Genomic DNA, 23,444 nt, shown 5'->3' with positions numbered 1-23,444 from the left:
GATGTGGGCGACCACCGCCGGTCAACTCTGGACAGCCCCGGTGACCGCCGGGTAACTTTTGACCAGAACTGAGCAAGCGCTTAGCCAGCCCTGGCCCAAGCTCACTCACCGCTGACCGAAGCTGACAGAGGAGGCACCCCCGTGCGCCGTACGGTATTCAACGAGGACCACGAGGCGTTCCGGGAGACCATCCGCGCCTTCATCGAGGCCGAGGTCGCGCCCGTCTACGACGAGTGGTTCGCCGCGGGCCAGGCACCGCGCGACTTCTACGACAAGCTCGGCGAGCTGGGCATATTCGGCATCAACGTGCCCGAGGAGTTCGGCGGCGCGGGGCTGGACACGCACAAGTTCGAGGCCGTGCTCTACGAGGAGACCGCGCGCGCGGGCGTCTCCTTCGGCGGCTCCGGCGTGCACGTGCTGCTCGCACTGCCGTACATCAAGATGCTCGCCTCCGACGAGCAGATGAAGCGCTACCTGACGAAGTTCGTCACCGGCGAGGAGATGTGGGCGCTGGCGATGACCGAGCCGGGCACCGGCTCCGACGTCGCGGGCATGAAGACCACCGCCAAGCTCTCGGAGGACGGCACGCACTACGTCCTCAACGGCGCCAAGACCTTCATCACCGGTGGCGTGCACGCCGACCGCGTGATCGTGTGCGCCCGCACCTCCGCCCCGCGCGAGGACGACCGCCGCTTCGGTATCTCCCTCTTCGCCGTGGACACCAAGTCCGAGGGCTACTCCATCGGCCGCAAGCTCGACAAGCTCGGACTGCGCACCTCCGACACCGCCGAGCTGGCGTTCGTCGACGTGAAGGTGCCCGTCGAGGACCTCCTCGGCGAGGAGAACAAGGGCTTCTACTACCTCGGCCAGAACCTCCCGTCCGAGCGCTGGGGCATCGCCTTCGGCGCGTACGCGCAGGCCAAGGCCGCCGTCCGGTTCGCCCAGCAGTACGTGCAGGAGCGCACGGTCTTCGGCAAGCCGGTCGCCTCGTTCCAGAACACCAAGTTCGAGCTGGCCGCCTGCCAGGCCGAGGTGGACGCCGCCGAGGCCGTCGCCGACCGCGCCCTGGAGGCCCTGGACGCGGGAGAGCTCACGCCCGCCGAGGCCGCCTCCGCCAAGCTGTTCTGCACCGAGGTCGCGCACCGCGTCATCGACCGCTGCCTCCAGCTGCACGGCGGCTACGGCTACATGAACGAGTACCCGATCGCCCGCCTGTACGCGGACAACCGCGTCAACCGCATCTACGGCGGCACCAGCGAGGTCATGAAGTCGATCATCGCCAAGTCCATGGGCCTGTAGAGCGGTTACGTTCTTCTCCATGAGCGCAGCACTTGAATCCCTGCTCGATCTGCTCGACCTGGAGCAGATCGAGCGGGACATCTTCCGGGGTACGAGCCGTTCGGCGGTCGTGCCCCGGGTCTTCGGCGGCCAGGTCGCGGCCCAGGCACTCGTTGCCGCGGGCCGAACCGTCCCCGCGGAACGCACGGCCCACTCCTTGCACTCCTACTTCCTGCGGATGGGCGACCCGGGCGCGCCGATCGTCTACAGCGTCGACCGAATCCGCGACGGCCGCTCCTTCACCACCCGCCGGGTGGTGGCCGTCCAGCACGGGCAGCCGATCTTCCATCTCTCGGCGTCCTTCCAGACGTACGAGGAGGGCCTGGAGCACCAGGCGGACATGCCGCCCGCTCCCGACCCGGAGACGCTGCCCACGGCGGAACAGATGCTCCCGCGGTACGCGGACGTGTTCACCGACCCGGGTGTCATGGACCGGCTGCTGGAGGCACGGGCCGCCGTCGACCTGCGCTATGTCGGCGCCCCGCCGTTCGCCAACGTCGGCACCCCGCAGGAGCCCCGCTCCCAGGTGTGGTTCCGCACCAACGGCAAGCTCGCGGACGACCCGCTGCTGCACGTCTGCATGGCCACCTACGTCTCCGACATGACGCTGCTCGACTCGGTGCTGCTCGCGCACGGGCGCGGCGGCTGGGCGGTCGGCGACGTGGTCGGCGCGAGCCTGGACCACGCGATGTGGTTCCACCGGCCGTTCCGGGCCGACGAATGGCTGCTGTACGACCAGGAGTCGCCGTCCGCGTCCGGCGGGCGTGGACTCGGCCAGGCCCGTATCTACACGCAGGACGGCCGGCTGGCGATCACCGTCATCCAGGAGGGCGTGGTCCGGGTCCCACGGGACTGAACAGGCCGCGGCCCGCCCCTTCATGGATACTCCCCACCATGAGCGCCGAGAACAGCACCGACAACAGCGCGCCTGGTGGGGAGTCCACGTTCACGGTCATCGTCGCGGCGGTCGCCAACCTCGGTATCGCCGTGGCGAAGGCGATCGCGGGGCTGATCAGCGGATCGAGCGCGATGCTCTCCGAGGCGGCGCACTCGGTCGCCGACACGGTCACCGAGGTCCTGCTGCTCACCGCGCTCAAGCGCAGCGAGAAACCCGCCGACGAGGAACACCCGCTGGGCTACGGCCCGGAACGCTACATCTGGGCGCTGCTCGCCTCGGTCGCCACGTTCGTCGGCGGCGCGGTGTTCGCCTTCTACGACGGCATCCACACCCTCGTCCAGGGCGAGGAACTCGGCGACCCGCTGATCTCGTACGTCGTGCTGGGTATCGCGTTCCTCCTGGAGGGCTACTCCCTGCGCACGGGCCTGCGTCAGGTCCGCGGCGAAGCTGCCCGTCTGGGCGCGCCCGCCACCCACTACTTGCGTCACACCCCCGACACCGCGGTCAAGGCGGTCGTGATGGAGGACTCGGCGGCCCTGGCCGGCCTGGTCCTCGCCGCGGGCGGCCTGCTCGGCGGTCAGCTCTCCGGCTCCGGCGTCTGGGACGGTGTCGCGTCGCTCCTGATCGGCGCACTGCTGGTGTACGTGGCCTGGGTGCTGGGCCGGTCCAACGCCCAACTGCTGATCGGCCGCCCGGTGCCGAAGGCGATGCGGGCCGGGATCCGCGAGGAACTTCTCTCCGTGCCGCACATCATCGAGGTCCTGGAGCTCACCACCCTGATCCAGGGACCGACGGAAATCCTCGTCGCCGCGAAGATCGACTTCCGGGACGCGTCGACCGCGGCGCAGATCGAGTGGGCGTGCGAGGAGGCGGAGGAGCAGCTGCAGGAGCGGTATCCGGCGATCCGCCGGGTGTATCTGGACCCGACGCCGGGGCTGGGGCAGGTCGTGCGGCGCGGGGCCGCCGACTCGGACCCGCCCGGCGTCTGAGGACGACGGGCGCTCAGATCAGCCCGGCCGCATCCAGCAGATAGTCCGTCATCGGGTCGTAGAACCGCGGGTCCAGGACATGGTCGTCCAGCGGCACGACGACCTGAAGGGTGCCCTCCGCCTCCCCGAGGAAGAGCGCCGGGTCATTGCAGTCCGCGTACCCGACCGAGTCGAGTCCCCGCTGCCCGGCGCAACCCGCCCATCCGTGATCGGCGACGACCAGATCCGGCAGCGGCCGCCCCTCACGCTCCAGACCGTCCAGGACGGCCGCCATCGGCGCCGGGGAGTGCGTGTGCCACAGGGTCGCCCCGCGCTCCATCACGGCCACATCGGCGAATTGGAAGACCATGCCCTCGTCCGCCATCAGCCCGGACGGAATCCGTACGATCTCGCACCCCGCGGACCGCAACGCGTCCGCGGTCTGCCGGTGCACGTCCAGCAGCCCACCCGGATGCCCGGTCGCGAACAGCACCCGCTCCGACCCGGCGGCCGCCTTGCGCAGCCGGGCCGCCATCCGCTCCAGCGCGTCGACCGTCAGCTCGGGATCGATGGTGTCCTGCCCGTGCCGGTGCTCCGGATCATCGCTGACCCCACAGCGCTCGGCCATCACGGCGAGCACATCCTGCTCATCGGTCCACCGGTTGCCGAGCTCCAGACCCAGCCAGTAGTGGCGATCGCCGTTGGCGAGCTTGCGGTAGTGGGAGAGGTTGTTGTCGCGGGGTGTGGCGACGTCTCCGGCGATCCGCGTACGGACGAGGTGTTCGACAAGGGCGGCACGGCTGGGTATCGGCATGAACCCATTGTGCCGTCAGGTGTGCGCAGCGTGCCGGGTGTCTTGCACGGCGGACGGCGGGGCACCCCCGCAGCTCCCGGGTGCCACGCGCGAGTCATGGGCGGTCACACGGAATGCCTCCTCCGGCGGCAGGTCCGCAGAAGCCGGCTTGCCCTACGCCTGCTCGCCCGCCGCCTCGAACGCCCCCCGCGCCAGCCGGTGCAGCAGTGCCGCCGTCGCCGTGCGGCCCGGGAGGGCGCCGGGGCGGCCCAGGTGGGGGGTCGAGTTGAGCAGGCCGAAGACCGCGTGGACGGTGGCGCGGGCCTCGCTCTCGGACAGGAGGGGGTAGCGGGCGCGGACCACTTCGACCCACAGCTCCACGTACTCCCGCTGGAGCCGGCGCACCCGCTTGCGGTCGGTGTCCCGGAGGCGGTCCAGCTCGCGGTCGTGCAGGGTGATCAGGGGGCGGTCGTCGAGGGCGAAGTCGATGTGGCCCTCGATGAGCGCGTCCAGCAGCGTCTCCGGGGAGCCGTCGCCGGAGGCCGCGTCCTCGGTGACCCGCAGCTGTCCGCCGGCCAGGAGGCGTTCGCTGATGCCGACCAGGAGTTCGGCGAGCATCGCGTCCTTGCCGGGGAAGTGGCGGTAGAGGCCGGGTCCGCTGATCCCCACGGCAGCGCCTATTTCGTCGACGCCCACGCCGTGGAAGCCGCGCTCGGCGAAGAGGCGGGCAGCCTCCTTGAGGATCTGCTCACGGCGTGTCGGGGAGTCCGTCCTGGTGGTCATGGATTCGATTCTAGACAGTCGGGTTAGCGAGCGTTAACCTGAAGGCAACGTGTTAACGCTCATTAACCGAGTCGGCCGGACCGGCCGACCGGGCAAGGGGGCTCGACGGATGCAGCAGGCACCGGTGCTGGCGAGCGCGGCCGATCCCGCGTCTCAGGGCTGGCTGGCCAACGAGGAGGCGCATCGCGCGCTCGGCGACGAGCTGCGGGCGCGGCTGGCCGTGGCCAGGCTTGGCGGGGGTGAGAAGGCCCGCGCCCGGCATGTGGCGCGCGGCAAGCTGCTGCCCCGGGACCGGGTGGACACGTTGCTGGACCCCGGGTCGCCCTTCCTGGAGCTGGCGCCGCTGGCGGCCGAGGGGCTGTACGGCGGCGCGGCGCCGGCGGCCGGAGTGATCGCCGGGATCGGGCGGGTCAGCGGCCGGGAGTGCGTGATCGTCGCCAATGACGCCACGGTCAAGGGCGGCACGTACTACCCCATGACGGTGAAGAAGCACCTGCGGGCGCAGGAAGTGGCGCTGGAGAACCGACTGCCCTGTCTCTACCTGGTGGACTCGGGCGGGGCGTTCCTGCCGATGCAGGACGAGGTGTTCCCCGACCGGGAGCACTTCGGGCGGATCTTCTACAACCAGGCGCGGATGTCCGGGGCCGGGATCCCGCAGATCGCGGCCGTGCTGGGGTCCTGTACGGCCGGTGGGGCGTACGTCCCCGCGATGAGCGACGAGGCCGTGATCGTACGGAACCAGGGGACGATCTTCCTCGGCGGGCCGCCGCTGGTGAAGGCCGCGACCGGTGAGGTGGTCACGGCGGAGGAGCTGGGCGGCGGCGAGGTCCACTCCCGTACGTCGGGCGTCACCGACCATCTCGCCGAGGACGACGCGCACGCGCTGCGGATCGTCCGGAACATCGTCTCGACGCTGCCCGCGCGTGCGGCTCTGCCCTGGTCCGTGGAGCCCGCGGAGGAGCCGAAGGTCGATCCCGCCGGGCTGTACGGGGTCGTGCCGGTCGACTCCCGTACGCCGTACGACGTACGGGAAGTGATCGCCCGGGTCGTCGACGGGTCGCGGTTCGCCGAGTTCAAGGCGGAGTACGGGACGACGCTGATCACCGGCTTCGCCCGGATCCACGGGCATCCGGTCGGCATCGTCGCCAACAACGGCATCCTGTTCTCCGAGTCCGCCCAGAAGGGTGCGCACTTCATCGAGCTGTGCGACCAGCGCGGCATCCCGCTCGTCTTCCTGCAGAACATCTCCGGGTTCATGGTGGGGCGCGACTACGAGGCCGGTGGCATCGCCAAGCACGGCGCCAAGATGGTCACAGCCGTCGCCTGCACCCGCGTGCCGAAGCTGACCGTCGTGGTCGGCGGGTCGTACGGGGCCGGGAACTACTCCATGTGCGGGCGGGCCTATTCACCGCGCTTCCTGTGGATGTGGCCCAACGCCAAGATCTCCGTCATGGGCGGTGAGCAGGCCGCGTCCGTCCTCGCGACGGTCAAGCGCGACCAGCTGGGCGACGACTGGAGCGCCGAGGACGAGGAAGCCTTCAAGGCGCCGATCCGCGAGCAGTACGAGACGCAGGGCAACGCGTACTACGCCACCGCCCGGCTCTGGGACGACGGTGTGATCGACCCGCTGGAGACCCGGCAGGTGCTGGGGCTCGCTCTGACCGCGTGTGCCAACGCCCCGCTGGGTGAGCCCGGCTTCGGCGTCTTCCGGATGTGAGGGAACAGATGACGATGTTCGACACCGTTCTTGTCGCCAACCGCGGCGAGATCGCGGTCCGGGTCATCCGGACCCTGCGTGACATGGGTGTGCGGTCCGTTGCCGTCTTCAGCGACGCGGACGCCGACGCCCGGCATGTGCGGGAGGCCGATACGGCGGTACGGATCGGTCCCGCACCCGCATCCGCGAGCTATCTGAACGTGCCCGCGCTGCTGGAGGCGGCCCGCCGCACCGGCGCGCAGGCCGTTCACCCCGGGTACGGGTTCCTCGCCGAGAACGCCGGGTTCGCGCAGGCCTGCGTGAACGCGGGACTTGTCTTCATCGGGCCGCCCGCGTCGGCGATCTCGCTGATGGGAGACAAGATCCGGGCCAAGGAGACGGTGGCCGCGGCCGGGGTTCCGGTCGTGCCCGGGTCGTCCGGCAGCGGGCTCAGCGACGCGCAGCTGGCGGACGCGGCGCGCGGGATCGGGATGCCGGTGCTGCTGAAGCCCTCGGCGGGCGGCGGCGGCAAGGGCATGCGGCTGGTGCGTGACGAGGCACTGCTCGCCGACGAGATCGCGGCCGCCCGCCGCGAGGCCCGTGGCTCGTTCGGGGACGACACCCTGCTCGTGGAGCGGTGGATCGACCGGCCGCGTCATATCGAGATCCAGGTTCTGGCCGACGAGCACGGGAATGTGGTGCACCTCGGCGAGCGCGAGTGTTCGCTGCAGCGCCGCCACCAGAAGATCATCGAGGAGGCGCCGTCCGTACTGCTCGACGAGGAGACCCGGACGGCGATGGGCGAAGCGGCCGTCCAGGCAGCCCGCTCCTGCGGGTATGTGGGCGCGGGCACGGTGGAGTTCATCGTCCCGGGCAACGACCCGGCCTCGTACTACTTCATGGAGATGAACACCCGCCTCCAGGTCGAGCACCCGGTGACCGAGCTGATCACGGGACTGGACCTGGTGGAGTGGCAGCTGCGGGTCGCCTCCGGCGAGCAACTCCCCTACAAGCAGGCGGACATCACGCTCACCGGCCATGCCATCGAGGCCCGGATCTGCGCCGAGGACCCGGCCCGCGGCTTTCTGCCCTCCGGCGGTACGGTGCTCTCCCTCCGCGAGCCGAACGGCCACGGTGTACGGACCGACTCGGGACTCAGCGAGGGGGTCGAGGTCGGCAGTCTGTACGACCCGATGCTGTCGAAGGTCATCGTCCACGGTCCGGACCGGGAGACGGCGCTGCGGCGGCTGCGTGCGGCCCTGTCGGAGCTGGTGATCCTGGGCGTTCCGACGAACGCCGGGTTCCTGCGCAGGCTGCTCGCCCACCCGCAGGTGGTGGCGGGCGAGCTGGACACCGGGCTGGTGGAGCGCGAGGTGGACGGGCTGGTGACCGACGGGGTTCCGGAGGAGGTGTACGCGGCAGCGGCGCTGCTGCGGCAGTCCTCCCCGGTGAGCGCCTCCCCCGCGGACGCCCCCGGCTGGGTCGACCCGTTCTCGGTGCCGAGCGGCTGGCGGCTGGGCGGCACCCCGGCCCGGACCGTGCGCGACTTCCGGCTGCCGGGCCATGACCCCGTGCAGGTCTCGCTGCGCGCCTGCCCGGCGGGCACCGAGCTGACGTTCGGCCATGTCGGGGAGGGCGCGCAGCCACCGGAGTCCCCGACCGGCACCTGCGGCCCGCTGGCTCCGCTGCCCGGCGGCAGGGAGACGGCCAGACTGATCGAGCGGTCGCCGCACCGCATCGTCCTCGAACTCGCCGGTGTCACCCACACGTTCACCCACGCCGCCTCCCCGGAGGGGACCTGGCTGGGCCGCGACGGCGACACCTGGCACGTCCAGGACCACGATCCCGTCGAGGCGTCGCTCACCGGAGCCGCCCGCTCCGGCGCCGACACGCTCGCCGCGCCCATGCCCGGCACGGTCACCGTGGTGAAGGTGGCCGTCGGGGACGAGGTCGTCGCCGGGCAGAGCCTCCTCGTCGTGGAGGCGATGAAGATGGAGCACGTCATCTCCGCCCCGCACGCCGGGACCGTCACCGAGCTCGATGTCACGGCCGGCTCCACCGTCGCCATGGACCAGGTACTGGCCGTGGTGGCGCCCGCGGCCGAACCCGGGGAGGACGCATGACCACCGCCCGCACCCTGCCCATGACGGTGCCCGCCCCGGATCTGCCCGCCCGGGTACGCATCCACGAGGTCGGCGCCCGCGACGGGCTGCAGAACGAGAAGGCCGTCGTACCCACCGGGGTGAAGGCGGAGTTCATTCATCGCCTCGCCGCGGCCGGTCTGACCACCATCGAGGCGACCAGCTTCGTCCACCCCAAGTGGGTGCCCCAACTCGCCGACGCGGAGGACCTGTTCCCCCGCCTCGGCGACCTCGAGGGGGTCGCACTGCCGGTGCTCGTACCGAACGAGCGCGGGCTCGACCGGGCCATCGCACTCGGTGCCCGCCGGATCGCCGTCTTCGGGTCGGCGACCGAGGCGTTCGCCGCCCGCAATCTCAACCGCACGGTCGACGAGTCACTCGCCATGTTCGAGCCGGTCGTCGCCCTCGCCAAGGCGGACAAGGTGCATGTCCGCGGCTATCTGTCGATGTGCTTCGGCGACCCGTGGGAGGGGCCCGTCCCCGTCCACCAGGTCGTCCGGGTCGCCAAGGCGCTGATGGACCTCGGCTGCGACGAGCTCTCCCTCGGCGACACCATCGGCGTCGCCACCCCCGGCCATGTGCAGGACCTGCTCTCCGAGCTGAACGAGGAGGGCGTGCACACCAACACCATCGGAGTGCACTTCCACGACACATACGGCCAGGCCCTCGCCAACACCCTCGCCGCGCTCCAGCACGGAGTGACCACCGTGGACGCCTCCGCGGGCGGCCTGGGCGGCTGCCCGTACGCGAAGAGCGCCACCGGAAATCTCGCCACCGAAGACCTCGTGTGGATGCTCCACGGCCTCGGCATCGAAACCGGGGTCGACCTCGACGCGCTCACCGCCACCAGCGTGTGGCTCGCCGAACAACTGGGCCGACCGAGCCCGTCCCGTACCGTCCGAGCCCTCTCCCACAAGGAGTGACCCCCGCCATGTCCCTGGACCACCGGCTGACCGCCGAGCACGAGGAACTGCGCCGCACCGTCGAGGAGTTCGCGCACGACGTGGTCGCCCCGAAGATCGGCGACTTCTACGAGCGCCATGAGTTCCCGTACGAGATCGTGCGCGAGATGGGACGGATGGGCCTGTTCGGGCTGCCGTTCCCGGAGGAGTACGGCGGCATGGGCGGCGACTATCTCGCCCTCGGGATCGCCCTGGAGGAGCTGGCCCGGGTCGACTCGTCCGTGGCGATCACCCTGGAGGCCGGGGTCTCGCTCGGCGCGATGCCGGTCTACCACTTCGGTACGGAGGAGCAGAAGCAGCAGTGGCTGCCCGGGCTCTGCTCGGGCGAGGCGCTCGGCGCGTTCGGGCTGACCGAGCCGGACTGCGGGTCCGACGCGGGCGGCACCCGGACGACAGCCGTGCGCGACGGGGACGAGTGGGTGATCAACGGTTCCAAGTGCTTCATCACCAACTCCGGTACGGACATCACCGCGCTGGTCACGGTCACGGCGGTGACCGGCCGCAAGGAGAACGGCGCCCCGCTCATCTCGTCGATCATCGTGCCGTCCGGCACCCCCGGCTTCACGGTCGCCGCCCCGTACTCCAAGGTCGGCTGGAACGCCTCGGACACGCGCGAGCTGTCCTTCGCCGACGTCCGGGTCCCGGCGGCGAACCTGCTGGGTGAGGAGGGCCGCGGGTACGCGCAGTTCCTGCGGATCCTGGACGAGGGGCGGATCGCGATCTCCGCGCTGTCCACGGGTCTGGCGCAGGGCTGTGTGGACGAGTCGGTGAAGTACGCCAAGGAACGGCACGCGTTCGGCCGGCCGATCGGCGCCAACCAGGCCATCCAGTTCAAGATCGCGGACATGGAGATGCGGGCGCACATGGCCCGGATCGGCTGGCGGGACGCGGCGTCGAGGCTCGTGCACGGCGAACCGTTCAAGAAGGAGGCGGCGCTCGCCAAGCTGTACTCGTCGACGGTGGCGGTGGACAACGCGCGCGAGGCGACGCAGATCCACGGCGGCTACGGCTTCATGAACGAGTACCCGGTGGCGCGGATGTGGCGCGACTCCAAGATCCTGGAGATCGGCGAGGGAACGAGCGAGGTGCAGCGGATGCTGATCGCGCGGGAACTGGGGCTGCCGGCCTGAGGGGTGCCCGGCGGGCCCCCCCGGAGCGCGGCTGCCGGATTCCTGTCGGCGGGCAATTCGTTCGACAGGGCCGGGCCCGCCCCGGCAGAGTCTGTTCATGGACCCCCGGCACTGGCCCCTCTACGGGCTCCGCATCCGCACGCCCCGCCTGGAACTTCGGCTTCCGGACCTGGAGTTGCTCGACGACCTCTCGACGGTCGCCGCCGACGGGGTGCATGCTCCGGACAGCATGCCGTTCACCGTGCCCTGGACCGACGGCCCGCCCGCCGAACGCGGCCGGGCCGTGTACCAGCACGTGCTGGGCACCGTCGCCAACTGGTCGGTGCGGAACTGGGTGCTGAGCCTCGCCGTGCTGCACGAGGGCAAGGTGGCCGGCCGGCAGGACCTGATGGCGGCCGACTTCGCGGTGACCGGTGAGGTCGGCACCGGTTCGTGGCTGGGGCTGGCGCATCAGGGGCAGGGCATAGGCACCGAGATGCGGGCCGCCGTGCTGCATCTGGCGTTCGCCGGTCTCGGCGCCCGGACCGCGACCTCGTCGGCGATGACGGACAACCCGCGTTCGCTGGGCGTCTCGCGCCGGCTCGGCTATCTGCCGGACGGGCTCGAGGTGGCCGCCCTGCGGGGCGCTCCCGTGACCTTGCAGCGGCTGCGGATCGACCGCGACCGCTGGGCGGAGCACCGCACCGTCGACGTCCGGATCGAGGGACTCGACGCGTGCCGGAAGGACTTCGGCGGATGACGCTCCTGGTGCACACCTTCGTGCGGGGGAAGAGCGGCGAGCCGCACCTCCTCGGCGATCCTCCGGACGGCGGCGACATGGCCGGATTCGAGAGCTGTCGGACCGATCTGTGGGGTTCGGAGCGGGTCCGGACGCTCGGGGCCCGGTTCCTGCCCGAGCTCGCGTCCTACGACCTGTACGTCGAGCCGGAGGACATCGAGGAGTTCCTCGCCGAGTGCGAGCTGCTGCGCCCGCACACGGCGGCACTCGACGCGCACTGCGGCTACCGCGAAGGCTATGTGGCCGAGCGGCTGGCCAACATCACCGCAGCGGCCCGGCGGGCCCAGGACGTGGGTGGCGGAGTCCTCGTCTGGTAGCCGGGCCGGCAGCCCATGGGCAGGGCGCCCTCTGGACAGTTGCTGAGGTTAGGCTAACCTACCTTCGAACTCGTCAGCGGGCGCCCACCGGCGCGTACGAAAGCAGACACACCCATGCCCAAGGTCCGGACCACCTCCCTCTCCCGTCGCGGCCTCCTGGCCGCCGGCGGCGCCGTCGGTCTCGGCGCCGTGCTCGCAGCCTGCGGCGACAGCGACTCGAAAGGCTCCGGCTCCGGTTCGGGTTCGGGCTCCGAGAAGTCCGGCCCGTGGACGTTCAAGGACGACCGCGGCCTGACCGCGAAGGCCAAGTCGACCCCGAAGAACATCGTCGCCTTCACCGGCGTCGCCGCCGCACTCCACGACTACGGCATCGAGGTCAAGGGCGTCTTCGGCCCGACGAAGACCAAGGACGGCAGGGCCGATGTGCAGGCCGGCGACCTCGACATCAGCAAGGTCGAGATCCTCGGCAACGTGTGGGGCGAGTTCAACGTCGAGAAGTACGCGGCGCTCGGCCCGGAGCTGCTCGTCACCGCCATGTGGGAGAAGGACGCTCTCTGGTACGTGCCGGACGAGTCCAAGGACAAGATCCTCAAGCTGGCGCCGAGCGTCGCCCTGTGGGCCGCCCAGACCACCATCCCCAAGGCGATCCAGCGCCACGAGGACCTCGCCGCGTCCCTGGGCGCCGACGTCAAGGCCGCCAAGGTCACCGACGCCAAGGCCCGCTTCGAGAAGGCGGCGGCCCGGCTGCGCGCCGCCGCCAAGTCCAAGCCGAACATCAAGGTCATGATCGGCTCGGCCAGCCAGGACCTCTTCTACGTCTCGCTCGCCAAGATGTCCGCGGACACCCTGTACTTCCAGGAACTGGGCGTGAAGTTCGTCGAGCCGAAGGTCAACGCCGCAGGCTTCTTCGAGGAGCTGAGCTGGGAGAACGTCGACAAGTACGACGCCGACATCATCATGATGGACAACCGCTCCTCGGCCCTGCAGCCCGACGCCCTGACGTCCAAGCCGACCTGGGCCCAGCTGCCCGCCGTGAAGGCCGGCCAGGTCATCCCGCGCACCACCGAGCCGATCTACTCGTACGACAAGTGCGCGCCGATCCTCGAGGACCTCGCGAAGGCCATCGAGGACGCCAAGAAGGCCGGCTGACGCACCGGAAGCGCCGCCGGAGCACTACGGAAGCGCTCCGGAGCCGTTCCGGACCCGCTCATCGCAGCAACCCAGCACCGGCCCGGCCCGGCCGGGATCTTCCCGGCCGGGCCGGGCCGCGTCACCCACGCTTCCCGGTTCCTGGAAGGAGCCCTTGTATGACGACCGCCGCTCCCCCCGTCGCCCCCTTCCGGTTCTTCGGCCTGACGGTCGTCCGGACCAGGCGGCTGGGGCCGTCCATGCTCCGGATCACCTTCGGCGGGCCGGGACTCGACGGCTTCGCCGCCGGGGGCCGGGATCAGAGCCTGTCGCTGTTCCTGCCGCACCCCGGCCAGCCGGAACCAGTCGTTCCGGTCGATGAGAACGGCGACTGGTTCGCCGCCTGGCGCGCGTTGCCCGAGGATGTCCGGGCCGTCATGCGCTCCTACACGGTCCGCGCGCAGCGTCGCGGCCCCGACGGTTCGACCGAAATCGACATCGACTTCGCGCTGCACGAGGACGGCGGCCCGGCCTGCCGCTGGGCCGCCGGCGCCGCCCCCGGCGATCCCATCAAGGCGCTCGGACCCGCCGTCGAGGACAACACTGCCGTCCGCTTCCGGCCCCCTCAGGACACCGACTGGGTGCTGATCTGGGCCGACGAGACGGCGCTGCCCGCCGCGTCCGCAGCCCTGGAGTGGATGCCGGCCGGCATGCGGGCCCGGGTCTGGCTGGAGGTCCAGCACACCGAGGACCGCCAGGCGCTCAACACCGAGGCCCGCGCCCGGATCAGCTGGCTCGTGCGGGACGAGGGCGCGCCGTCGGCCGTGGACGCCGTGCGCGCCGCGGAACTGCCCGAGGGGACGGGGTACGTCTGGATCGCGGGCGAGTCGTCGACCGTACGGGCGCTGCGCCGCCATCTCGTGCAGGAGCGTCAGTTCGACCGCAGGCGCATCACGTTCGTCGGCTACTGGCGCCGTGGACTGAGTGAGGAGCAGCTGCGTGCGGAAGCGGCCACCGAGGACGCGTAAGGGCATGTGATTCGGACAACTTCCGCGTCCCACGGGGGGCGAGGGAACAACGCGACGTAAAGTTAGGTTAGGCTTACCTTACTTCGGCATCGCGTCCTCGCCCCCTCTTCTGTCCTGAGGGCCCGATGAAGTTCCCCGCATCCGGGAGGACCCCTTCATGCGTTCGCACCTGCTCAATGACACAACTGCGGAGCACTACCGTCGCTCCGTCACCGCAGGAGTCGAACGGGTCGCAGCCAAACTCGCCGCCACCGACCGGCCGTTCACCGGAATCTCCGTCGACGAGCTCTCCCCGGTCGTCGACGCGATCGATCTGGACCGGCCGCTGGGCGATGCGTCCGCCGCCCTCGACGAGCTGGACCGCGTCTACCTCCGTGACGCCGTCTACTTCCACCACCCCCGCTACCTGGGGCATCTCAACTGCCCCGTGGTGATCCCCGCCGTCCTCGGCGAGGCCGTGCTCTCGGCCGTCAACTCCTCGCTGGACACCTGGGACCAGAGCGCGGGCGGAACGCTCATCGAGCGCCGGCTGATCGACTGGACCGCGGCCCGGATCGGCCTCGGACCGGCGGCCGACGGCATCTTCACCAGCGGCGGCACACAGTCCAACCTGCAGGCCCTGCTGCTCGCCCGCGAAGAGGCGAAGTCCCGCCCGGAACACTTCAACCGGCTGCGCATCTTCACCTCGGAGTGCAGCCACTTCAGCGTCCAGAAGTCGGCGAAACTCCTCGGCCTCGGACCGGACTCCGTGGTCTCCGTCCCCGTCGACCAGAACAAGCGCATGCAGACCGTGGCCCTCGCCCGCGCGCTGGAGCAGCGCCTCGCCGAGGGAGCCGTACCCATGGCGGTCGTCGCCACCGCGGGCACCACGGACTTCGGCTCCATCGACCCGCTGCCCGAGATCGCCGCGCTCTGCGAGCAGTTCTCCACCTGGATGCATGTCGACGCCGCGTACGGCTGCGGACTGCTGGCCTCCCGCGAGCGCCGCCACCTCCTCGACGGCATCGAGCACGCCGACTCGGTCACCGTGGACTACCACAAGTCCTTCTTCCAGCCGGTGAGTTCCTCGGCCGTGCTGGTCCGGGACCGGGCGACGCTGCGGCACGCCACGTACCACGCGGAGTACCTCAACCCGCAGCGGATGGCCGAGGAGCGCATCCCCAACCAGGTCGACAAGTCCCTGCAGACCACCCGCAGATTCGACGCCCTCAAGCTGTGGATGACCCTGCGCGTCATGGGCGCGGACGGCATCGGCGAGCTCTTCGACGAGGTCTGCGACCTGGCCGCCGAGGGCTGGCGGCTGCTCACCGCCGACCCGCGCTTCGACGTCGTCGTCGAGCCGCAGCTGTCCACGCTGGTGTTCCGCTGCATCCCGGCCGCCGTCACCGCACCCGCCGAGATCGACCGGGCCAACCTCTACGCCCGCAAGGCGCTCTTCGCCTCCGGTGAGGCCGTCGTCGCCGGGACGAAGGTGGGCGGCCGCCAGTACCTGAAATTCACCTTGCTCAACCCCGAAACGACCGCGCGGGACATCACTGCGGTCCTCGACCTGATCGCCGGCCACGCCGAGCAGTACCTGGGAGACTCCCTTGACCGCGCTTCCTGACCTCCACGACTTCATCGGGATCGGCCTCGGCCCGTTCAATCTCGGCCTCGCCTGCCTGACCGAGCCCATCGACGAGCTCAGCGGTGTGTTCCTGGAGTCCAAGCCGGACTTCGAGTGGCACGCCGGGATGTTCCTCGAAGGTGCCCATCTCCAGACGCCGTTCATGTCGGACCTGGTGACGATGGCCGACCCCACCTCGCCGTACTCCTTCCTCAACTACCTGAAGGAACGCGGCCGGCTGTACTCCTTCTACATCCGGGAGAACTTCTACCCGCTGCGGACGGAGTACAACGACTACTGCCGGTGGGCCGCCGCCAAACTGAGCAGCGTCCGCTTCAACGAGACCGTCGAGTCCGTCACGTACGACGAGAACACCGCCCTCTACACGGTGGCCACCGCCGACGGCGGTGTCTTCCGCGCCCGGCATCTGGTGCTCGGCACGGGAACCCCCGCGTACATTCCGGAGGCCTGCCAGGAGCTGGGCGGCGACTTCCTGCACAACTCCCGCTACCTGGACGGCAAAGCCGCCCTCCAGGCGAAGAAGTCCATCACCCTCGTCGGCAGCGGACAGAGCGCGGCGGAGATCTACTACGACCTGCTCTCCGAGATCGATGTGCACGGCTACCGGCTGAACTGGGTGACGCGCTCACCGCGGTTCTTCCCGCTGGAGTACACCAAACTGACGCTGGAGATGACCTCCCCGGAGTACATCGACTACTTCCACGCTCTGCCCGAGCAGACCCGCTACGGGCTGGAGTCCGGCCAGAAGGGCCTCTTCAAGGGCATCGACTCGGAGCTGATCGACGCGATCTTCGATCTGCTTTACCAGAAGAACCTGTCCGGCCCCGTCCCCACCCGACTCCTCACCAACTCCGCCCTGAACAGCGCGGGTTACGAGGAGTCCAGCGGTACGTACACCCTCGGCCTGCGCCAGGAGGAGCAGGGCAAGGATTACACCCTCACCACCGAGGGCCTGATCCTCGCCACCGGCTACCGCTACACCCCGCCGGCCTTCCTGGAGCCGATCACCGACCGGCTGCGGCACGACAGCCGGGGCCGCTTCGACGTGGCCCGCAACTACTCCATCGACACCACCGGGCGCGGCGTCTTCCTGCAGAACGCGGGCACGCACACCCACTCGATCACCTCGCCCGACCTGGGCATGGGTGCCTACCGCAACGCGTACATCATCGGCGAACTGCTCGGTCGTGAGTACTACCCGGTCGAGAAGTCCATCGCCTTCCAGGAGTTCGCCGTATGACCACTGACCTCGGCACCTTCACGGTCCGCGCCCTCGACCCTCTCGCCGACGCCGAGATGGTGCACGGCTGGGTCACCCACCCCAAGGCCTCCTACTGGCTGATGGGCGACGCCAGGCTCCAGGACGTCGAGCGGGAGTACATGGCGATCGCCGCCCACCCGCACCACGACGCGTTCATAGGACTGCACGACGGGGAGCCCGCCTTCCTGATGGAGCGGTACGACCCCGCCGAGGTGGAGCTCAAGGGCCTGTACGAGGCCGAGCCCGGCGACATCGGTATGCACTTCCTGGTCGCCCCGTCCGACACCCCGCTGCACGGCTTCACGCGCGCCGTGATCACCGCCGTGATGGAGACACTCTTCGCCGACCCGTCGGTACGCCGTGTCGTCGTCGAGCCGGACGTACGCAACAGCGCGGTGCACGCACTCAACAAGGCCGTCGGCTTCGAGGTTCTCCGCGAGATCGCCAAGCCGGAGAAGACCGCCCTGCTCAGCGCCTGCACCCGGGAGCAGTTCGAGGCCGCACGACGCGAAGGAGCCGCCCGATGACCACGACCACCGACGCCGTCGCGCACCTCACCCCCGCACGCTGGGACATCGCAAACCGGCAGCTCGTCCGCAAAGCCCTCGCCGAGTTCGCCCATGAGCGGCTGCTGACCCCCGAACCGCTCGGGGGCGACCGTTTCGCCGTACGCAGCGACGACACGGCGACCGAGTACCGCTTCGGCGCCCGGCGCTTCGCGCTCGACCACTGGCAGGTCGACGCGTCCTCCGTCACCCGCCACCGGCACGGCCAGGAACTCCCCCTGGACGCACTGGAGTTCTTCATCGAACTGCGTGAGACGCTCGGCCTCTCGGCGGAGATCCTGCCGGTCTACCTGGAGGAGATCTCCTCCACGCTGGCCGGAACCGCGTACAAACTGACCAAGGAGCCGGTGACCTCCGCCGAGCTCGTCGCCGCCGGCTTCCAGGCGATCGAGACGGGCATGACCGAGGGCCACCCCTGCTTCGTCGCCAACAACGGGCGGCTCGGCTTCGGTGTCGACGAGTACCGCGCGTACGCCCCCGAGGCGGCGAGCGAGATCCGGCTGGTCTGGCTCGCCGCCCGCCGCGACCGGGCCACCTTCACAGCGGGCGCCGGGCTCGACTACTCCACGCTGATCGACGGAGAACTGGGCGAGGAGACCCGGGCCCGGTTCACCGCCACGATGGCCGGCCTCGGTCTCGACCTCGACGACTACCTGCTGATCCCCGTCCACCCCTGGCAGTGGTGGAACAAGCTGGCCGTCACCTTCGCCGGAGAACTCGCCCAGCACCACCTGGTCTGCCTCGGGGAGGGCGACGACAGCTACCTCGCCCAGCAGTCGATCCGCACCTTCTTCAACACCGGCAACCCGGACAAGCACTACGTCAAAACGGCGCTGTCCGTCCTCAACATGGGCTTCATGCGCGGACTCTCCGCCGCGTACATGGAAGCGACGCCCGCGATCAACGACTGGCTCGCCGGGCTGATCGAGCGCGACGAGGTGCTGCGCGCGGCCCGGTTCTCGATCATCCGGGAGCGGGCGGCCATCGGCTACCACCACCGGGCGTACGAGGCGGCCACCGCCAAGGGCTCCCCGTACCTGAAAATGCTCGCCGCGCTCTGGCGGGAGAGCCCGGTGCCGGGCCTGGCTGCCGGCGAACGGCTCGCGACCATGGCCTCGCTCGTCCACACCGACCACGAGGGCAACTCCGTCGCGGGCGCGCTGATCGCCGAATCGGGACTGGCGCCCGCCGCGTGGCTGCGGCGCTACCTGGACGCCTATCTGGTGCCGGTGCTGCACAGCTTCTACGCGTACGACCTGGTGTACATGCCGCACGGCGAGAACGTCATCCTGGTCGTCGAGGACGGGGTCGTCACCCGCACGGTGTTCAAGGACATCGCCGAGGAGATCGCCGTCATGGACCCGGACGCGGTGCTGCCGCCGCAGGTCGAGCGGATCCGCGCCGAGGTCCCGGACGACATGAAACTGCTGTCGGTCCTCACCGACGTCTTCGACTGCTTCTTCCGCTTCCTGGCCGCCGGACTCGCCACCGAGTCGGTCCTCGACGAGGACACCTTCTGGCGGACGGTCGCCGAGTGCGTGTCCGGCTACCAGGAGTCGATGCCGCAGCTCGCCGACAAGTTCAAGCAGTACGACATGTTCACCGACGAGTTCGCGCTGTCCTGCCTGAACCGGCTGCAGCTGCGCAACAACAAGCAGATGGTCGACCTCACGGACCCGTCGGGAGCACTGCAACTGATCGGCACCCTGAGGAACCCGATCGCGGGGTTCTAGATCGTTGTCCCGATCGCCGGAGGGGCCTGAAGAATCAGGCCCCTCCGGCGATCGAGGACAGAGGCGTCAGCCGGACCGCCCGGTCACCTCACATCGGCGGGCCACGGCACCTGCGCCGACCGGTAGTAGTCGATCCCCAGCGCCGAGAACCTCGGCCCCTGAGCGGCCAACCGCACCTTGTACGCGTCCCAGTCATGTGTGGAGGCCGGTGACCAGCCCAGCTCCGCGACACCCGGCAGCCGCGGGAACGCCATCTGCTCGATCTCGTCGCTGTTGGTCAGCGTCTCCGACCAGATCGGCGCCTCGACACCGAGGATGGAGTTCCCCGGGGCGCCCTCGAGATACGTGCCGGGGTTCCAGTCGTACGAACGCTGCACCTCGACATAGCCGGCCCAGGCCAGCCCCAGCGCGGTGTCCTTGTTGTACTTCATGTCGAGGTAGACCCGGTCCGCCGGGGACAGCACCAGCTTCGTGCCGTTCTTCGCGGCGTCCGCCACCTGCTTGCGCTCGGCGGCGCCCGTCTCGTCGTAACCCCAGTACTGCGCGACCGCGCCCGCGACCGGCGTGGCCCCGGTCAGCTGGTGCCAGCCGACCACGGTCTTGCCGTACTTGCCGACGACGGCCTGCGCCTTGTTCATGAACGCCACATAGTCGTCGTGGCTGGTGGAGTGCGCCTCGTCACCGCCGATGTGGATGTACTTGCCCGGGGTGAGCGCGGCCAGCTCGCGGACCACGTCGTTCACGAAGTCGTATGTGATGGCCTTCGGCACGCACAGCGAGCTGAAGCCGACGTTCGTGCCGGTGTAGAGCGGCGGCGCGACGCCGTTGCAGTTCAGCTCGGCGTACGAGGCGAGTGCCGCGTTCGTGTGGCCCGGCAGATCGATCTCCGGCACGACCTCCAGATACCGCGAGGCCGCGTACCGGATGATCTCCCTGTAGTCGCTCTTCGTGTAGTAGCCGCCGGCTCCGCCGCCGACCTCCGTCTGCCCGCCGTACGTGGCGAGCCGCGGCCAGGAATCTATGGCGATGCGCCATCCCTGGTCGTCGGAGAGATGCAGATGGAACTTGTTCATCTTGTAGAGGGCCAGCTGGTCGATGTAGCGCTTGACCTCGGTGACGGAGAAGAAGTGCCGGGAGACATCGAGCATCGCGCCCCGGTACGCATAGCGCGGCGCGTCCGTGACCGTGCCGCCCGCAACCCTCCAGGGGCCCGCCTGACGGCTTCTCTTCTCCACATCGGCCGGGAGCAGCTGACGCAGCGTCTGAACGCCGTGGAAGAGCCCTGCCGGGCCGCGCGCGGTGATGGTGACGGATCCGCGGCCGGACTTCAGCGTGTAGCCCTCCGCGCCCAACTTGCTGTCGTGGGAGCCGAGCCGCAACCGGATGCCGTCGCTGCCGCCGCTGCCGGTGACCGGCAGGGCGTACCCGGTGGAGGGTCGCAGCACGCCCGCCAGATAGTCGCCGATCTTCCGGGCCTCGCGGGAGTCGTGGCCGACGCGGATCTTCGTTCCCGCGCTGATGACGTAGGGGGATCCGCCTGCCTTCACTTCGGCGGGGGCGGGCACGATCTGTCCGAGCGGACGGGGCGCGGCGGCGGTGGCCGGGCCGATGCTCGCCGCCGCCGCTCCCGGAACCGCGCCGGCGCTGGAGATACCGGCCGCCGTGACGAGCAGCAGCGAGCCGAGAAGACGAGGAAGGGCGGTGCGCTGTGTCCTGTGCAGTCTCACAAGCCGGGTCCCTTTCGACGGGTTCACACCTGTGGATCTCCTGAGAAACGAACCATCACCATGCGTATCGTGCGGCCCACGCGTGGTCAAGGTGTAGACCACTTCCCCCTATTGCGGCCGCCGGAATCTGACGTACAGCGGAAATCATCCGGTCGGGACGGGGCCCGGCCCCTGGGGCGACGCTGAGCGACGCGCCGATCACGTGGAGCGATTTCGAGGCCCCTCGGAGTCACCACAGGCCTCCCGGAGAGTGCAATCGCACTCACTCCTGCCCGATATCGGGCAGAATTGTTGCGTACGACCTCCATTCACCGCAATATCAACGAGTGCTCGAACGCCGCCCGTCACATGACGACCTCATCGACCACCTGGTGCGCTCCACCACGCTTCAGCGCGGAGAAGCAGCCCGGGTGATCCTCGACGTGCTGGCGTACTTCGACGAGACGACCGATGACTTCGTGCGCCGCCGCCACCGGGAACTGCAGTCCGGCGGCCTGGTGAACGCGGAGATCTTCGAACGGATCGCGGCCGAACTGCCGCACCGGGCGGTCGCACCGCCGGAGCTGTCGCTCCGTCAGCTGCGCCGCATCGTCTACGGCTGAACAACGGGCACTCACCAGTACGTCGATGGAGGGGCAGAGACCATATGTGCGGAATCGTCGGATACATCGGGAAGCGTGACGTGGCTCCGCTGCTGCTGGAAGGACTGCAGCGGCTGGAGTACCGGGGTTACGACTCCGCGGGCATCGTCATCACAGGCAAGGCCTCGGCCGGGAAGCCCGCCGCGCTGAAGATGGTCAAGGCGAAGGGCCGGGTCCGCGAGCTGGAGGCCCGTATCCCCAAGCGCTTCACCGGCACCACCGGTATCGCCCACACCCGCTGGGCCACCCACGGCGCCCCGAGCGACGAGAACGCGCACCCGCACCTGGACGCCGACCACAAGGTCGCCGTCGTCCACAACGGCATCATCGACAACGCCTCCGAGCTCCGTGCGAAGCTCGTCGCCGACGGCGTCGTCTTCCTCTCCGAGACCGATACCGAAGTGCTGGTCCACCTGATCGCCCGCGCGCAGGCGGACAGCCTGGAGGAGAAGGTCCGCGAGGCTCTGCGCTCGATCGAGGGCACGTACGGCATCGCCGTCATGCACGCCGACTTCAACGACCGTATCGTCGTCGCCCGCAACGGCTCCCCGGTCGTCCTCGGCATCGGCGAGAAGGAGATGTTCGTCGCCTCCGACGTCGCCGCGCTGGTCGCCCACACCCGCCAGGTCGTCACCCTCGACGACGGCGAGATGGCCACCCTCAAGGCCGACGACTTCCGTACGTACACCACCGAGGGCTCCAGCACGACGGCCACGCCGACCACCGTGGAGTGGGAGGCCGAGTCGTACGACATGGGCGGCCACGACACGTACATGCACAAGGAGATCTCCGAGCAGGCCGACGCCGTCGACCGGGTGCTGCGCGGCCGGATCGACGACCGGTTCTCCACCGTCCACCTGGGCGGTCTCAACCTGGACGCCCGCGAGGCGCGCGGGGTCCGCCGGATCAAGATCCTGGGCTGCGGCACCTCGTACCACGCGGGCCAGATCGGCGCCCAGCTGATCGAGGAGCTGGCCCGTATCCCCGCGGACGCCGAACCCGCCTCCGAGTTCCGCTACCGCAACCCGGTCGTCGACCCCGACACCCTGTACGTCGCGGTCTCCCAGTCCGGTGAGACCTACGACGTACTGGCCGCCGTCCAGGAGCTCAAGCGCAAGGGCGCCCGCGTCCTCGGCGTGGTCAACGTGGTCGGCTCGGCGATCGCCCGGGAGGCCGACGGCGGTACGTACGTCCACGCGGGCCCCGAGGTCTGCGTCGTCTCCACCAAGTGCTTCACCAATACGGTGGTCGCGTTCGCGCTGCTCGCCCTGCACCTCGGCCGGATCCGCGACCTGTCGGTCGCCGACGGCAAGCGGATCATCGAGGGGCTGCGCAAGCTGCCCGCCCAGATCACCGAGATCCTCGAGAACGAGGACGAGATCAAGAAGCTGGCCGCGGAGTACGCGGACGCCAAGTCGATGATGTTCATCGGCCGGGTGCGCGGCTACCCCGTCGCCCGTGAGGCCTCGCTGAAGCTCAAGGAGGTCTCGTACATCCACGCCGAGGCCTACCCGGCGTCCGAGCTGAAGCACGGTCCGCTGGCCCTGATCGAGCCCGCGATGCCGACGGTCGCGATCGTGCCGGACGACGAGCTGCTGGAGAAGAACCGCGCCGCGATGGAGGAGATCAAGGCCCGGAGCGGCCGGATCCTCGCGGTCGCCCACCAGGTGCAGGAGAAGGCCGACCACACCATCGTCGTGCCGAAGAACGAGAACGAGCTGGACCCGATCCTGATGGGTATCCCGCTCCAGCTCTTCGCGTACCACACGGCGCTGGCCATGGGCCGCGACATCGACAAGCCGCGGAACCTCGCGAAGTCCGTCACGGTCGAGTAGTACGCGCGGCAGTGCGCCGGACAGAGAGCGGCCCCGCACCACGCCACCACGGGTGCGGGGTCGCTCTCTCGCGTCGGCCGGGTCGCACCGGCCG

The 23,444-nt window shown here is 69.8% G+C and carries 20 protein-coding genes; 17 read left to right on the top strand and 3 right to left on the bottom strand.

All coding sequences use genetic code 11. From position 1 onward, the window contains the following. The first annotated feature begins 141 nt into the window (after positions 1-141). Genes ACIA8E_RS18300 through ACIA8E_RS18290 form a run of 3 tightly spaced genes read left to right on the top strand, consistent with a single transcriptional unit; the run spans position 142 to position 3,225 of the window. The gene (locus tag ACIA8E_RS18300) at positions 142-1,299 is read left to right on the top strand and encodes an acyl-CoA dehydrogenase family protein (RefSeq protein ID WP_030970839.1); all 1,158 of its coding nucleotides are present in this window, start codon (positions 142-144) and stop codon (positions 1,297-1,299) included. 19 nt (positions 1,300-1,318) lie between these two features. Further along, on the top strand, positions 1,319-2,194 hold the full coding sequence (gene tesB / locus ACIA8E_RS18295) for an acyl-CoA thioesterase II (RefSeq protein WP_030970840.1): 876 nt from the start codon (positions 1,319-1,321) through the stop codon (positions 2,192-2,194). Between the two features lie 38 nt (positions 2,195-2,232). Next, positions 2,233-3,225: a cation diffusion facilitator family transporter gene (locus ACIA8E_RS18290; RefSeq protein ID WP_399299112.1), complete on the top strand. Its 993-nt coding sequence runs from the start codon at positions 2,233-2,235 to the stop codon at positions 3,223-3,225. 13 nt (positions 3,226-3,238) lie between these two features. Here ACIA8E_RS18290 and ACIA8E_RS18285 read toward each other — a convergent pair whose 3' ends face one another. Both ACIA8E_RS18285 and ACIA8E_RS18280 read right to left on the bottom strand, forming a co-directional pair. Further along, positions 3,239-4,018 (bottom strand): phosphatase, encoded by a 780-nt coding sequence (locus ACIA8E_RS18285; protein WP_399299110.1) that lies wholly within the window; start codon positions 4,016-4,018, stop codon positions 3,239-3,241. A 153-nt stretch (positions 4,019-4,171) separates the two neighbouring features. Further along, positions 4,172-4,780 carry a TetR/AcrR family transcriptional regulator gene (locus ACIA8E_RS18280; protein ID WP_399299108.1) on the bottom strand — a complete coding sequence of 203 codons (609 nt, stop codon included), beginning with the start codon at positions 4,778-4,780 and terminating at the stop codon, positions 4,172-4,174. A 109-nt stretch (positions 4,781-4,889) separates the two neighbouring features. Here ACIA8E_RS18280 and ACIA8E_RS18275 point away from each other — a divergent pair, with 109 nt between their 5' ends. From ACIA8E_RS18275 to ACIA8E_RS18220, 12 genes are all read left to right on the top strand, one after another. Continuing rightward, positions 4,890-6,497 (top strand): carboxyl transferase domain-containing protein, encoded by a 1,608-nt coding sequence (locus ACIA8E_RS18275; protein ID WP_399299106.1) that lies wholly within the window; start codon positions 4,890-4,892, stop codon positions 6,495-6,497. An 8-nt stretch (positions 6,498-6,505) separates the two neighbouring features. Beyond that, positions 6,506-8,599, top strand: a complete 2,094-nt coding sequence (locus ACIA8E_RS18270; protein ID WP_399299104.1) for an acetyl-CoA carboxylase biotin carboxylase subunit — start codon at positions 6,506-6,508, stop codon at positions 8,597-8,599. Beyond that, complete coding sequence (locus tag ACIA8E_RS18265; RefSeq protein WP_399299102.1) at positions 8,596-9,540, top strand: hydroxymethylglutaryl-CoA lyase; 945 nt, start codon at positions 8,596-8,598, stop codon at positions 9,538-9,540. The genes ACIA8E_RS18270 and ACIA8E_RS18265 overlap by 4 nt, the downstream gene beginning before the upstream one ends. 8 nt (positions 9,541-9,548) lie before the next feature. After that, positions 9,549-10,709 carry an acyl-CoA dehydrogenase family protein gene (locus ACIA8E_RS18260; RefSeq protein ID WP_399299100.1) on the top strand — a complete coding sequence of 387 codons (1,161 nt, stop codon included), beginning with the start codon at positions 9,549-9,551 and terminating at the stop codon, positions 10,707-10,709. Between the two features lie 97 nt (positions 10,710-10,806). Next, the gene (locus tag ACIA8E_RS18255) at positions 10,807-11,448 is read left to right on the top strand and encodes a GNAT family N-acetyltransferase (RefSeq protein ID WP_399299098.1); all 642 of its coding nucleotides are present in this window, start codon (positions 10,807-10,809) and stop codon (positions 11,446-11,448) included. After that, on the top strand, positions 11,445-11,804 hold the full coding sequence (locus tag ACIA8E_RS18250; protein ID WP_399299096.1) for a hypothetical protein: 360 nt from the start codon (positions 11,445-11,447) through the stop codon (positions 11,802-11,804). The genes ACIA8E_RS18255 and ACIA8E_RS18250 overlap by 4 nt, the downstream gene beginning before the upstream one ends. 114 nt (positions 11,805-11,918) lie before the next feature. After that, positions 11,919-12,953, top strand: coding sequence for an ABC transporter substrate-binding protein (locus tag ACIA8E_RS18245; protein WP_399299094.1), 1,035 nt, complete (start codon positions 11,919-11,921; stop codon positions 12,951-12,953). A 158-nt stretch (positions 12,954-13,111) separates the two neighbouring features. Continuing rightward, the gene (locus ACIA8E_RS18240; protein ID WP_399299092.1) at positions 13,112-13,960 is read left to right on the top strand and encodes a siderophore-interacting protein; all 849 of its coding nucleotides are present in this window, start codon (positions 13,112-13,114) and stop codon (positions 13,958-13,960) included. 157 nt (positions 13,961-14,117) lie between these two features. Next, the gene (locus ACIA8E_RS18235) at positions 14,118-15,566 is read left to right on the top strand and encodes a pyridoxal phosphate-dependent decarboxylase family protein (RefSeq protein ID WP_399299090.1); all 1,449 of its coding nucleotides are present in this window, start codon (positions 14,118-14,120) and stop codon (positions 15,564-15,566) included. Continuing rightward, on the top strand, positions 15,550-16,827 hold the full coding sequence (locus tag ACIA8E_RS18230; RefSeq protein WP_399299089.1) for a lysine N(6)-hydroxylase/L-ornithine N(5)-oxygenase family protein: 1,278 nt from the start codon (positions 15,550-15,552) through the stop codon (positions 16,825-16,827). Before ACIA8E_RS18235 ends, ACIA8E_RS18230 begins: the two co-directional genes overlap by 17 nt. Then, complete coding sequence (locus ACIA8E_RS18225; RefSeq protein WP_399299087.1) at positions 16,824-17,375, top strand: GNAT family N-acetyltransferase; 552 nt, start codon at positions 16,824-16,826, stop codon at positions 17,373-17,375. Before ACIA8E_RS18230 ends, ACIA8E_RS18225 begins: the two co-directional genes overlap by 4 nt. Then, on the top strand, positions 17,372-19,147 hold the full coding sequence (locus ACIA8E_RS18220) for an IucA/IucC family protein (RefSeq protein ID WP_399299085.1): 1,776 nt from the start codon (positions 17,372-17,374) through the stop codon (positions 19,145-19,147). The genes ACIA8E_RS18225 and ACIA8E_RS18220 overlap by 4 nt, the downstream gene beginning before the upstream one ends. 83 nt (positions 19,148-19,230) lie before the next feature. Here ACIA8E_RS18220 and ACIA8E_RS18215 read toward each other — a convergent pair whose 3' ends face one another. Continuing rightward, positions 19,231-20,874 carry a beta-N-acetylhexosaminidase gene (locus ACIA8E_RS18215; RefSeq protein WP_399299083.1) on the bottom strand — a complete coding sequence of 548 codons (1,644 nt, stop codon included), beginning with the start codon at positions 20,872-20,874 and terminating at the stop codon, positions 19,231-19,233. 326 nt (positions 20,875-21,200) lie between these two features. Between ACIA8E_RS18215 and ACIA8E_RS18210 the strand changes: the two genes are divergently transcribed. Both ACIA8E_RS18210 and glmS read left to right on the top strand, forming a co-directional pair. After that, on the top strand, positions 21,201-21,476 hold the full coding sequence (locus tag ACIA8E_RS18210; RefSeq protein ID WP_277326331.1) for a hypothetical protein: 276 nt from the start codon (positions 21,201-21,203) through the stop codon (positions 21,474-21,476). A gap of 44 nt (positions 21,477-21,520) precedes the next feature. Further along, positions 21,521-23,350, top strand: coding sequence for a glutamine--fructose-6-phosphate transaminase (isomerizing) (gene glmS / locus ACIA8E_RS18205; protein ID WP_399299081.1), 1,830 nt, complete (start codon positions 21,521-21,523; stop codon positions 23,348-23,350). Positions 23,351-23,444: the final 94 nt, after the last annotated feature.

Source organism: Streptomyces sp. NPDC051664 (assembly GCF_044453545.1).
Lineage (GTDB): Bacteria > Actinomycetota > Actinomycetes > Streptomycetales > Streptomycetaceae > Streptomyces.
The sequence above is the reverse complement of the archived record's forward strand: the minus strand, read 5'-3'. Positions and strand labels throughout refer to the sequence as shown.

Bases quoted from the DNA above. Each gene is read 5' to 3' on its own strand.
- ACIA8E_RS18220 (WP_399299085.1), top strand. From the start codon at position 17,372: ATGACCACGACCACCGACGCCGTCGCGCACCTCACCCCCGCACGCTGG.
- ACIA8E_RS18235 (WP_399299090.1), top strand. From the start codon at position 14,118: ATGCGTTCGCACCTGCTCAATGACACAACTGCGGAGCACTACCGTCGC.
- ACIA8E_RS18250 (WP_399299096.1), top strand. From the start codon at position 11,445: ATGACGCTCCTGGTGCACACCTTCGTGCGGGGGAAGAGCGGCGAGCCG.
- ACIA8E_RS18260 (WP_399299100.1), top strand. From the start codon at position 9,549: ATGTCCCTGGACCACCGGCTGACCGCCGAGCACGAGGAACTGCGCCGC.
- glmS (WP_399299081.1), top strand. From the start codon at position 21,521: ATGTGCGGAATCGTCGGATACATCGGGAAGCGTGACGTGGCTCCGCTG.
- ACIA8E_RS18265 (WP_399299102.1), top strand. From the start codon at position 8,596: ATGACCACCGCCCGCACCCTGCCCATGACGGTGCCCGCCCCGGATCTG.
- ACIA8E_RS18285 (WP_399299110.1), bottom strand. From the start codon at position 4,018: ATGCCGATACCCAGCCGTGCCGCCCTTGTCGAACACCTCGTCCGTACG.
- ACIA8E_RS18290 (WP_399299112.1), top strand. From the start codon at position 2,233: ATGAGCGCCGAGAACAGCACCGACAACAGCGCGCCTGGTGGGGAGTCC.
- ACIA8E_RS18270 (WP_399299104.1), top strand. From the start codon at position 6,506: ATGACGATGTTCGACACCGTTCTTGTCGCCAACCGCGGCGAGATCGCG.
- ACIA8E_RS18255 (WP_399299098.1), top strand. From the start codon at position 10,807: ATGGACCCCCGGCACTGGCCCCTCTACGGGCTCCGCATCCGCACGCCC.
- ACIA8E_RS18240 (WP_399299092.1), top strand. From the start codon at position 13,112: ATGACGACCGCCGCTCCCCCCGTCGCCCCCTTCCGGTTCTTCGGCCTG.
- tesB (WP_030970840.1), top strand. From the start codon at position 1,319: ATGAGCGCAGCACTTGAATCCCTGCTCGATCTGCTCGACCTGGAGCAG.
- ACIA8E_RS18275 (WP_399299106.1), top strand. From the start codon at position 4,890: ATGCAGCAGGCACCGGTGCTGGCGAGCGCGGCCGATCCCGCGTCTCAG.
- ACIA8E_RS18245 (WP_399299094.1), top strand. From the start codon at position 11,919: ATGCCCAAGGTCCGGACCACCTCCCTCTCCCGTCGCGGCCTCCTGGCC.
- ACIA8E_RS18225 (WP_399299087.1), top strand. From the start codon at position 16,824: ATGACCACTGACCTCGGCACCTTCACGGTCCGCGCCCTCGACCCTCTC.
- ACIA8E_RS18280 (WP_399299108.1), bottom strand. From the start codon at position 4,780: ATGACCACCAGGACGGACTCCCCGACACGCCGTGAGCAGATCCTCAAG.